A 10457-nucleotide genomic window follows, 5' to 3' on the forward strand; every position below is an offset into this window, starting at 1 on the left:
CTACGAGAATGCCTTACCTTGCGTAATATTCAAGCCCTCTCGAAAAAGCATTGGTATCTTGTAGGTCTCTTTTAATTCTTCCAGAAAGCCCATCTCCACTAGCGCCGCAACGATAATTTTCCCGTCTTCTTCTGCTACACCGAGGACGTCCAAAGCCGTTTCCAGAGAATGCTCCGACTTTCCATCCTTGAACTTTGAAATATGCGCAGCGAGTGGACCAGCCTCTGCGAGCAGAGTATCATCTACACGGATTTGAGACAGTTGTTTCTGCCCATCCCTCACCGAATCAGCCTCGATTAAAGGAGTCCGGCAGTCGATAGGGCCGCGTGTTTTTCGTTGCTCCCGTCGAATTTGATTTTCTCGCGCCTTTATCGCCAAATCAAGCAGGTTCCGTGGTGGCCGAATACCTTTCCCGTCTTGAATTCTGGTCATAATCCAGTTTCGCGCACTAGGCTTACGATCACCTACATCAATTTGATCTGGGAAAATTCTTGAAAATAAGCTTTGGCCCGCAGATGAGTCCCAACCAATCACCCCGAGAAACGCTCCCGAATTCGCAAGCCTTTTCTCGAGCATTGCAACTAGATCATCATCATTCCATTCAATATCAACACGCATCGCATTGACATGAGATAGATTCACAAATCCTCCCGCTGTCACCCTGCGAAACAAATCACGTCGCAGAAATAGCTTCAACTTTAGCGCTTTGAATCCGCCGAAGTCGAGATATGCACGTAATAGTGCGCGCAGAGCAGGTGTTTCAACATCCGGGAAACCTACAAAAGCTTCATCAAGACGGTCGATCAAGAGCCAAATACGGATCTCACAAGACGCCAACGCGTCCTCAAGCGCCTGCAAAAAGTCATCACAATAAACCGCGTCTTGTCCTTCAATTTTTCCATCAAAGGAAACTGAAGGCTTAACAATGGGCATGCCCGTCTCAGTTATTGAAAACTCAACCTCAGCCATTTTTGGATTTGAAATTTTCCGGAAAAAATCAGAAATAAAAGAAAACATCCCCCGCGGATCGACTTTCTGGTCTTCAAGCCCCAACGCCTCAAGGATACTTGCAAGCCGTCGGACCTCACTGGAGTAGCTTGAACCAAAAATATCTATCAGCCAGTTTCCAACAAGAGATAAAAAATATGATTTCCAAATTGTTCGATAAACCGCCTCGGAATAAACCTCACCGGCCGCTAGCCTTTGAAATACGGGGCTACCCGTTGGATTGAAGGCCGAGATTACCTCGAGGTCTGCGATCTCTGGATATTCCCGGTAGTTCTGTTGAAGCATACGATAGATTGCCGATTTCCCTGTTCCCTTGTCGCCAGCTATGACATCGGCACGCCCTTCGATAAGAGCCCTAAACGCCTCTGTTTCAATAAAGTACCGATCCAGTTCGTCATCTTGTTCAGCGACCGACTTTCCAAGCTCCATCGCCCTTAACGCTTCAATTGGATCATACGCCATCGCTATCTTATCACCCCCTCAAACTCCCGCCATTCCCCCTTGGACATGCCGGAGGTTTCCTGCGTCACCGCCTCACCCTTGAGCATACGTCGCACGCAGTCAATCGCCTTGGTGGAGAGCGTGACGCCGCCCATCCGGTAATCCTCGAACGCCCCATAGGCCTGCGGCACCCAGTCGGCCACGATCTCGCAGATCGTCTGCGCATAGACGCGGATTTCGTATTGGGCGTGCACGTCGGCGCGCAGGCGCAGGAAGTGGAAGAGGTTGTGCAGGTCGGTCTTCCAGTACCACTGGGTATAGATGTTGGCCGGCAGGTTCATCCGCGCGAGTTCCCGGGCCAGCCCCTTTTGCCCCTCCTGGCTGAGCATCGCCTCGTAATTGTCATAGCACCGCGCGGCGTCGGTCTTCAGGATGTCCAGCACGCGGGCGGCCTCGTCCCCTTCCAGCAACTCGCCCCGGCCCTGGTTGTTGACGGTCGACTGGGCGGCCAGCGCGTCAGGCGCGGGGATGTAGAATTCGCGGTCGAGGATCGAGTAGCGGGCGGAGTATTCGTTGACGTTGGCGGTGCGGTGGCGGATCCACTGCCGCGCGACAAAGACCGGCAGCTTGACGTGGAACTTGACCTCGCACATCTCGAAGGGCGTCGAGTGCCAGTGGCGCATCAGGTAGCGGATCAGCCCCTCGTCATTGCTGACCGACTTGGTGCCCTTGCCGTAGCTCACGCGCGCGGCCTGGCAGATGGCGGCGTCGTCGCCCATGTAGTCGATCACGCGCACGAAGCCGTGGTCGAGCACCTCGTGGGCGGTGTAAAGCCGCGCCTCCATCCCCGGCGCGGTGGCGCGGGCGGTTTGCTGCGTCTGGCCCCGCTGGGCGTCGATTTCGGCTTTGTGCTCTTCGGTCAATGGCATGGCTGTCCCCGGGTTGCGGCGCATGTGAGTCGCGCGACACTATATCTAGGGATTGGCCCCTGCAAAACAGCGACATGATGTGGCGGGCTCCAAAAAACGGGTGCGGCCTATCCGCAACGCCCCGCCATGCCCCTGAAAAGCCGTGATTTGGAAAAGTTGACTTTTCGATCGGCGCTTCGTCATAGTCCAATCAAAACCAGAAACACACGAGCAGGTTCATGGCACAGAAATACCTCGCGCTGGCATTGCTGGTTCCGCTCGTCGCTTGTGGCGGCAGCGGCGACGGCAGCAACCCGATCAACTGCGGGACACTCGGCACCGACAACTGCACCGACACCGACACCACGACGGATACGGGCGGCACCACCGAAGACGGCGAGCCGATCAGCGGCGACCGCGGCCTGCCGCCGGGCACCGAAAGCCCCGCCGCCGATAACAGCCTGTTCCGCTACGAGCCGCTCGGCGACGGCGAGACCGCCGGCAGCGGCTATGCCCGCGCCATCAGCTATGACGCGGAGAACGACGAGTTTTTCGTCGACAACCTCGGGTTCGACGGCGACAACGTCTATACGCGCGACAACCTCGTGGGCAGCCTCGGCCCCTACGCCGTATACGAAAACTCCGAAAGCTTCGACGACCCGGTCACGGGCGCCCCGATCGCGCAGTTCGCGCACAAGGCGCTTTACGGCGTCAGCACCAATACCGACGCGGACGGCAACCCGACCACGCAATTCGCCATCGTGCGCACCGGCTCTTACATCGAATACGGCTTTGGCGGCTATGTCTACCAGCGCAACGGCGGCGTGACGCTGCCCGATACCGGCCAGGCCCAGTATACCGGGGCCTACGCGGCGCTGCGCGACTTCAACAACCTGGGCGGCCTGGAATACGCCACCGGCGACATGACGATGGCGATCGATTTCGAAGATTTCGACGCCGGCGACGCCGTGCGCGGCGAGGTCTACAATCGTCGGGTGTTCGACGACGAAGGCAACGACATCACCATCGACGTGGTGACCGCGCTGGAGGACAAGTACGGCCTAGATTACACCGGCCTGCCGGTCATCCGCTTCGTGATCTCGCCCGACGCGCTGGACACCAATGGCGAGCTGACCGGCAGCGTGCGCAGCTTCGTGCAGACCAACAGCGGCTCGGCTGAAGTCTACGAAGACGGCAACTACTACGCGGTGCTCTCCGGCGACAACGCCGAAGAGGTGGTGGGCATCATCGCCGTCACCGCCGAAGACCCGCGCGCCGAGGGCGTGACCGTGCGCGAAACCGGCGGCTTCATCCTCTACCGGCCGTAAACGCCATGCGCCTGCCCTCCGTCCTGCGGCAGGTCGCACTCAGCCTGGCGCTCGCCCTCACGGCGGGCGCCGGTCTTGCCGAACCGGCCCGCCTGTCGCCCGAAGAAATGCGCGCCACGGCCGCCGCGGCGGTGGCCCGCGGCGAGGACGAGATCGCATTACGGCTGGCAGAGGCGCTCCTCGCGCGCGACCCCGATGACGGTTACGCGTTGACAGTCAAGGCACGCGCGGCGCGCAACCTGGGGCTTTACGACACCGCAATCGACGCCGGCCGCGCCGCCTGGCGCGTGGCCGAAACCGATGCCGACCGCTATGCCGCCGCCATGGTCACGGCGCAGGCGATGTCGTCGGCGGGTCAGCGGACCTGGGCCCAGATCTGGCTGCGCCGCGCCGCACAGACCGCGCCAGACGACCGGCGCGAGGCCATGGCCGCCCGCGACTACCGCTATGTGCGCAGCCGCAACCCTTGGTCCAGCCAACTGCATTTCGCGGTAACGCCGTCGTCCAACATCAACGATGGCGCGGAATCCGATACGATCATTATCGGCGGCGTGCCCTTCCTTCTCAGCGGATCGGCGCAGGCGCTGTCGGGCCTGGAATTCTCCTATGGCGCGGCCACCCGCTATCGCTTTCGCGCCGGCGACGGCGCGCTGATGCATGTGGGCGCCAACCTCTATGGGCGCGCCTACCGGCTGTCCTCCGATGCCAAAGAGAAGGCGCCCGATCTCGACGCGGGCGACCTTGCCTACCAGAGCGGAGAATTGAATTTCGGCGTGCGCTGGCCAGGCGAAGGTAGGCGCGGGGTGACGAGCTTCGATTTCGGCGTCGGCAAGGTGTTTTACGGTGGCGACCCGCTGGCCGACATCGTCCGTGCGGAGTTGGGGCAATCCTTTGCGCTGACCCCGCGGATGGGAGTCAAGCTGACGCTTTCCAGCGAAGGCCAGTGGCGCGACGACAATTCAATCTTTGACTCCACAGTCGTGACGGGCCTTGCCGAATTCGGCCGGCGGCTGGACGGCGGCGACCGCGTGACCCTCGGCTTTGGCCTGCGCGACACTGTGTCGGAGGCCGCCGCCGTGGCCCATGACGCGCAGATCCTGACGCTGAGCTACGACCGCGCCAAACCCGTCGCGGGGGCCTATTTCAGCGCGTCGCTGGCCTATGAGCGGCGCGACTACGACAAGCCGCTTTATGGCGGCGCCCCGCGAGAGGACGACCGGTTCCGCCTCGCGGTCAGCGTTGTCTTGCCCGAGTTTGCGCAATACGGCTTTGCCCCCGAGATCGGGCTGAACGCGGTCTCGAACAGATCGAACATCTCGCTTTACGAATCCGAAGAGATCGGCCTGACCGTGGGATTCCGCTCGACGTTCTGACATCCTCCCCTCGCACCAACGGGTGCATGTGCTATGTCTGGCGCAAAACGGAGGGAAACATGCAAATTCGCTATCTGCACACCATGGTCCGCGTGAAGGATCTGGAAAAATCCATCGCTTTTTATGAGTTGCTGGGGCTGGAAGAGACGCGCCGCAGCGAAAACGAAGGCGGGCGCTTCACCCTGATCTTCATGGCGCCACCGGGACAGGCAGAATGCCCGGTCGAGCTGACCTATAACTGGGACGGCGACGAGGGGCTGCCCTCGGACAGCCGGCATTTCGGGCACCTCGCCTACGCGGTCGAGAATATCTACGACATGTGCCAGCACCTTATGGACAATGGCGTGACCATCAACCGCCCGCCCCGCGACGGCCGCATGGCTTTCGTGCGCAGCCCGGACAACATCTCGGTCGAGCTTTTGCAGATGGGCGACCCGCTGCCCAAGGCCGAGCCCTGGGCGAGCATGGAAAACACGGGCCATTGGTAAGGTTTCTGGCGGCTTTGGCGGCCTCGGTCGGGGCCGCCGCCCCGGCCGGGGCAGCCTGCCGTCTGGCGCTGGTGCTGGCGCTGGACATCTCCTCGTCGGTCGATGCCGAAGAAGACCGCCTGCAGCGCGCGGGCCTGGCCGCCGCGCTGACCGCGCCCGAGGTGCGCGAGGCCTTGCTGGCCCAGCCCGAGGCCCCCGTCGCGCTGGCCGTCTACGAATGGAGCGGGCGCTACCAGCAGGACATGCTGCTCGACTGGCGCATGCTCGACAGCCCGGCGGCCATCGCCGGGGCGGCGGCGCAGATCGCCGGCTCCAAGCGCAGCTATGCCGAGTTTCCCACCGCCATGGGCTATGGCATCGGCTACGCCGCCCGAGTATTCCGCGGCGCGCCGGAGTGCCTGTTCCGCACGCTCGACATCTCCGGCGACGGCATCAACAACGACGGGTTCGGCCCGGCCCGCGCCTATTCCAGCTTTCCGCTGGACGGCATCACCGTGAACGGGCTGGCCATCGGCGGAGCAACAGAGAACGACGCCGTGGTGTTTGCCTATTACCGCGACGAGGTGATCCGCGGCCCCGGTGCTTTTGTCGAGGAAGCGAAGGATTTCGACGATTTCGCCCGCGCGATGCGGCGCAAGCTGTTCCGCGAGGTGCAGGCCCGGGTGATCGGCGCCCTGCCCCGCCCGGCCGCGGGCGGATGAAGGCGCGCCGCCTGATGAACGCCGCGCTTGTCGCGGCGGCGCTGGCCCCCGGCGCCGAAGCCGCCTGCCGGCAGGCGCTGGCCATTGGGCTCGACGTATCGGGCTCGGTCGACGCGCTGGAATACCGGCTTCAGGTCGATGGGCTGGCCGCGGCGCTGGAACACCCCGAGGTCGCAGCGGCGCTGCTGGCGATGCCGAACGCCCCGGTGCGGCTGGCCGTGTTCGAATGGGCCGGCCAGACCGACCAGCGGCTCCTGCTGCCCTGGGCCGAGATCGAAAGCGCGGCGGCGCTGGCCGCCGCCGCCGGCCACCTGCGCGACAGCCGGCGCCGGGCGACCACGCACACCACCGGGCTGGGCGCGGCGCTGATTGCCGGGGGGCGAATGCTGGGCGATCAGGCGGCCTGCTGGAAGCGTACGCTGGATGTCACCGGCGACGGCAAGTCGAACGAGGGCCCCCGCCCCCGCGACGTACGCGCTGCGCCCGCCCTCGCCGGGATCACGGTCAACGCGCTGGTGATCGGCACGGATGCGGCCAACCGCATCGACCATGCCGAGGTCGGGCTGGGCGAACTCACCGCCTATTTCCGCGCCGAGGTGATCCGCGGGGCGGACGCCTTTGTGGAAACGGCGATGGGCTTTGCCGATTTCGAGGCCGCGATGGTGCGCAAGCTGTTGCGAGAACTCGAGGTGCCGGTGCTGGGCCTGGCACGATAACCCGCGCGGCGCGCAGACCATAGGATGCGTGTAACCGGGGGCGGATTGGAACACCGCTATCGTCCGCCCCGATATTCCCGGACACGCGTCCCGAAATGCATCACGCAACGGGCCGAACGGCCGATATGCAAAGCATCCAAAGACCCAAGGCGATCACAGAATGACATCGGTCTCCATCCGAATGATCGACGCCTCCGAGGTGCCGACACGCAACGTGCCGTAAAGCCTGAACTCGATATCCGAATTGGAGGCGTCGGCGTTTGCCCGGTTGTTCATCGCGGCCATGCTGCCCGCATTGGTCACGACATCCGACGAGTTGCTTCGAAACGCCCGGACGAAGAAGCGGTTGGTCGGCTTGTCGGGCCGCTCTCCGGTGAACTCGAACTCGCACAACCAATGTCCCTCGGGCAGCGTGACATCGCAAAGCACGTTCTTCGCCCCGCTCCCGGCGCCGGTGATCTCCATCAGGCACGTATCGCCCTTCGGCACGGTGATCTCGACACGGCCCTCGCCTTTCGCCTTGGTGTGATAGAGCCACCATGCCGGCATTCTGAATGGTGTCAGGTTTTCCGAGCCATATTGATTTTCGGAAAGCGCTGTGCGCGACGTGCCGCTCCACGTTATCGGGGTGTCATAGTAATACATGTGCCCGTTGGGCCGCGACGTATCCTTGTGCACGCGGTCGATGACGCAAAATGGCTCGCAAAGCACTGTGGCCTTCTTGTTCGTCGCTCCGGTCATCCGATCCAGGTCGGAGCGGTCGTAGTTCCAGATCGCGAACATCTCGGCCTTGATCGCGGCGGCTTTCCATGAATTGAAACGATTGCCCTGTGTGCGGCATCGCGCATGACGCGATATCAAGATGCCGACATCGACATTGTTGAACTCGCAGCCGCGCAGGTACGCTTTGGTACCACGGGTATAGTGCACACAGCCAATTCCCGTGCAGTCGTTGAACACGATCTCATCCGTGCCCGGCGTGCCGTTGAGATCGCCGGCAGCGCCGTAGACGTCCTGAAAGTTGATACAACCCTCGCAGTTGTCGAAAACCCCCTTGTGCTGTTCCACGACCCCGTTGCGCCAGGCGTAGACCATGCCCCTGCAATCCGCGGCATGCAGGTTTACCGCGGTGACGTTGATATCGTACCAGATCTGAAATGCGCCCTGGGACTGGTCGAAATTCACGCATTTCAGGTTTTCGAAATGCAGGTTGACCGGCGCACCGCCCCGCAACCGTTTGAAGGCCGGCACGCCGTGAGGCCCACCATCGAAAATCACGGTCGGGGTACCGAATTCGTCCGCCTGTCCCATGAATTCGATCGGATACAAGGTCGTCGGGAAATTTTCCAATCGGCGCGCGCCCTTGAAGGCGTAGACTCCCGAAATGTACTGGACCCGCCACCTTTGCGCTGGCCGGATACCCGCGTGGGCCTCGACGAAATTGAACGCGGTGACGTAATCGGTGGGCGTCGCGCGCGTCAGCCCGTCATTCTCACCCGCGCTCTCGGGCGGCGCACAGTGGATAACGTTTCTCGCACCGTGGACATCGCTTATCGTATAGCTGTCTTCGCCGCGGTGGATCACCCCGCGGCCCGCATGGACCAGCCTTGCGAACCCGTCGAGGTTCTTTTCGCACCGGTAGGTGCCGCCACCCCATTCCACGGGCCGGCCCGCCTCGGCGAACCAGGCCAGCGCCCGGATGATCGGCGCGCTGTCGTCGGCTGCTGCGTCACCGACGGCGCCCCAATGCTCGACCATCTCGCCACCTGGCCACGGCACCAGCCCCGGAAGCTCGGGGACGATCGCCGCCGCGCCGGTGCGCGCTGCGTCCGTAAGGTAAAGGCACATCCCCGCCCGCACCGCGGTACCATCGGCAAGCGCGGCGAGTTCCCCTTTCTCGACGCCGGCTTTCAATTCGGCAAAGCCATGGTAGACGGCGGCGACCGGCCCCGCGATCTGCCGGTCCTGCACTTGGGCGGATGCTGGACCGGCAAGCATGGCGGCCGTGGCGGCTTTCAAAAGGTCGCGGCGGAGCATGGCGGGATTTCGCTGGTCTCTCTAGGCAGATTTCATGATGCCATCTGGTCCGGCACGCCGCAATGTCGTCCCATCCGCCCGCGCACGATGCCCGCACGCCGGTTCGGGCAGGACGTTCATCCGTATGAGCGATGGCATCGGTGCGAGGCTCTGCACCGCTCGGGGCGGGGCGCCCGCCGGTCAGTAGATATACCGGATCTGGTCGCCCCAGTAGCGTTCCACCCGGCGCAGGCCGCCGGTGATTTCTTCCATCGCCAGGCGCTCCAGCAGCCCGCCGGACTGGAGGCCCTCTGCGTGGCGCGCAAAGAGCGCGGCGAGAGTATCGCGCACCGCCCGGCCGCGGGGCGTCAGGCGCACCCGCACCGCGCGGCGGTCGATGGCGCAGCGCTGATGGTGCATGTAGCCGTATTCGACGAGCTTCTTGAGGTTGTAGGACACGTTCGAGCCCTGGTAGTAGCCCCGCGTTTTCAGCTCGCCCGCCGTCACCTCGTTGTCGCCGATATTGTAGAGCAGCAGCGCCTGCACCGGGTTGAGCTCGGGCAGGCCGATCCGCTCGAACTCGTCCTTGATGACGTCGAGCATCAACCGGTGCAGCCGTTCCACCAGGGCCAGCATCTCGAGATAGCCGATCAGAAAGCCGGTGGTCCGGCCGTCGGGGATGGGACGTTCCACGCTCATCGCGTCCTCCGCAAGCATGTGCCTTGCAGCGGTGATAGGCGGTGAGTCGCGAATTTTCCGTTAAATCGCGGGATTCGGCCCGGCGACCAGCCGTGCATGCGCATGGGTGGCCACGGTGTCGATCATCGCCGCGTAGCGCGCGGGCGGCGTCATCTGGCGCGTGACCCACTGGTAGAGGTCGTGATCGTTTTCAGCCAGCAATGCGTCGAACAATTCCACATCGTCCGGCGAGAGCGCGTCCAGCCGGTCGTCGGCGAAATGACCGAGGATGATGTCCATCTCCTTGGTGCCGCGATGCCAGGCCCGCATGCGCAGACGCTTCAGGCGGGTCTGCGTGGTCTCGTCCATCAGCCATGCTCCTTCAGCACGTGGCGCAGGCGCTTTTCCAGCACGCCCAGGCGCTCGGTCAAGAGCCCCATCTCGGTCTTGACCTGGCGGATCTCGGTCAGCGACGCGCGCACATCGGCCGACAGCACGATCTCTTCGGGCGGCGCCTCCAGCCCGTCGCCATGTCCGTTGAGCAGCCACATGATCGAAACGTTCAGCACGCCCGCCAGCGTCTGCAGCTTGTTGGCGCGGGGCTCGGACAGGTCTTCCTCCCAGCCGCGCACGGTCTTCAGCTTCACCCCCAGGCGCTTGGCCAGTTCGGTCTGGGTCATGCCCAGTGCCTCGCGCGCACCGGCCACCCGGTCGCCAAAGGTGGCGGCATCTTCGGAATACCACTGTGCCGCGTCGGAGCTGTCGGTGCTCATGTCGAACCTTTCGGGCAAAGCCGCTTG

Annotated in this window: 11 protein-coding genes; 5 read left to right on the forward strand and 6 right to left on the reverse strand. The window is 63.1% G+C overall.

Annotated elements, in window-relative coordinates:
• Together Ga0609869_RS02955 and thyX are read right to left on the reverse strand one after the other, a co-directional pair.
• A complete protein-coding gene (locus tag Ga0609869_RS02955; protein ID WP_125407943.1) occupies positions 1-1470 on the reverse strand; it encodes a P-loop ATPase, Sll1717 family in 1470 nt (489 codons plus the stop codon).
• A 2-nt stretch (positions 1471-1472) separates the two neighbouring features.
• Entirely contained in the window at positions 1473-2378 is a 906-nt protein-coding gene (gene thyX / locus Ga0609869_RS02960; protein WP_125407941.1) for an FAD-dependent thymidylate synthase, read from the reverse strand.
• A 218-nt stretch (positions 2379-2596) separates the two neighbouring features.
• Here thyX and Ga0609869_RS02965 point away from each other — a divergent pair, with 218 nt between their 5' ends.
• From Ga0609869_RS02965 to Ga0609869_RS02985, 5 genes are read left to right on the forward strand one after another with little or no spacing between them, the layout of a single operon-like run.
• A complete protein-coding gene (locus Ga0609869_RS02965) occupies positions 2597-3685 on the forward strand; it encodes a hypothetical protein (RefSeq protein ID WP_125407939.1) in 1089 nt (362 codons plus the stop codon).
• Positions 3686-3690: 5 nt separating this feature from the next.
• Positions 3691-5058, forward strand: coding sequence for a porin family protein (locus tag Ga0609869_RS02970; RefSeq protein ID WP_125407937.1), 1368 nt, complete (start codon positions 3691-3693; stop codon positions 5056-5058).
• A 59-nt stretch (positions 5059-5117) separates the two neighbouring features.
• Positions 5118-5546 carry a VOC family protein gene (locus tag Ga0609869_RS02975; RefSeq protein ID WP_125407935.1) on the forward strand — a complete coding sequence of 143 codons (429 nt, stop codon included), beginning with the start codon at positions 5118-5120 and terminating at the stop codon, positions 5544-5546.
• A gap of 14 nt (positions 5547-5560) precedes the next feature.
• On the forward strand, positions 5561-6247 hold the full coding sequence (locus Ga0609869_RS02980; protein WP_245972381.1) for a DUF1194 domain-containing protein: 687 nt from the start codon (positions 5561-5563) through the stop codon (positions 6245-6247).
• 14 nt (positions 6248-6261) lie between these two features.
• A complete protein-coding gene (locus Ga0609869_RS02985; protein WP_245972378.1) occupies positions 6262-6963 on the forward strand; it encodes a DUF1194 domain-containing protein in 702 nt (233 codons plus the stop codon).
• Positions 6964-7116: 153 nt separating this feature from the next.
• Here Ga0609869_RS02985 and Ga0609869_RS02990 read toward each other — a convergent pair whose 3' ends face one another.
• From Ga0609869_RS02990 to Ga0609869_RS03005, 4 genes are all read right to left on the reverse strand, one after another.
• Positions 7117-9000 (reverse strand): hypothetical protein, encoded by a 1884-nt coding sequence (locus tag Ga0609869_RS02990; protein WP_125407929.1) that lies wholly within the window; start codon positions 8998-9000, stop codon positions 7117-7119.
• Positions 9001-9180: 180 nt separating this feature from the next.
• Positions 9181-9678, reverse strand: a complete 498-nt coding sequence (locus Ga0609869_RS02995; protein WP_125408241.1) for a MarR family winged helix-turn-helix transcriptional regulator — start codon at positions 9676-9678, stop codon at positions 9181-9183.
• 60 nt (positions 9679-9738) lie between these two features.
• A complete protein-coding gene (locus Ga0609869_RS03000) occupies positions 9739-10026 on the reverse strand; it encodes an FAD assembly factor SdhE (RefSeq protein WP_125407927.1) in 288 nt (95 codons plus the stop codon).
• Positions 10026-10430: a helix-turn-helix domain-containing protein gene (locus Ga0609869_RS03005; RefSeq protein ID WP_125407925.1), complete on the reverse strand. Its 405-nt coding sequence runs from the start codon at positions 10428-10430 to the stop codon at positions 10026-10028. The genes Ga0609869_RS03000 and Ga0609869_RS03005 overlap by 1 nt, the downstream gene beginning before the upstream one ends.
• Positions 10431-10457 lie beyond the last annotated feature (27 nt).

It is taken from the genome of Rhodovulum iodosum, assembly GCF_041020385.1.
Classification (GTDB): Bacteria; Pseudomonadota; Alphaproteobacteria; order Rhodobacterales; family Rhodobacteraceae; genus Rhodovulum; species Rhodovulum iodosum.

Bases quoted from the DNA above. Each gene is read 5' to 3' on its own strand.
- Ga0609869_RS02955 (WP_125407943.1), bottom strand. From the start codon at position 1,470: ATGGCGTATGATCCAATTGAAGCGTTAAGGGCGATGGAGCTTGGAAAG.
- thyX (WP_125407941.1), bottom strand. From the start codon at position 2,378: ATGCCATTGACCGAAGAGCACAAAGCCGAAATCGACGCCCAGCGGGGC.
- Ga0609869_RS02965 (WP_125407939.1), top strand. From the start codon at position 2,597: ATGGCACAGAAATACCTCGCGCTGGCATTGCTGGTTCCGCTCGTCGCT.
- Ga0609869_RS02970 (WP_125407937.1), top strand. From the start codon at position 3,691: ATGCGCCTGCCCTCCGTCCTGCGGCAGGTCGCACTCAGCCTGGCGCTC.
- Ga0609869_RS02975 (WP_125407935.1), top strand. From the start codon at position 5,118: ATGCAAATTCGCTATCTGCACACCATGGTCCGCGTGAAGGATCTGGAA.
- Ga0609869_RS02985 (WP_245972378.1), top strand. From the start codon at position 6,262: ATGAACGCCGCGCTTGTCGCGGCGGCGCTGGCCCCCGGCGCCGAAGCC.
- Ga0609869_RS02990 (WP_125407929.1), bottom strand. From the start codon at position 9,000: ATGCTCCGCCGCGACCTTTTGAAAGCCGCCACGGCCGCCATGCTTGCC.
- Ga0609869_RS02995 (WP_125408241.1), bottom strand. From the start codon at position 9,678: ATGAGCGTGGAACGTCCCATCCCCGACGGCCGGACCACCGGCTTTCTG.
- Ga0609869_RS03000 (WP_125407927.1), bottom strand. From the start codon at position 10,026: ATGGACGAGACCACGCAGACCCGCCTGAAGCGTCTGCGCATGCGGGCC.
- Ga0609869_RS03005 (WP_125407925.1), bottom strand. From the start codon at position 10,430: ATGAGCACCGACAGCTCCGACGCGGCACAGTGGTATTCCGAAGATGCC.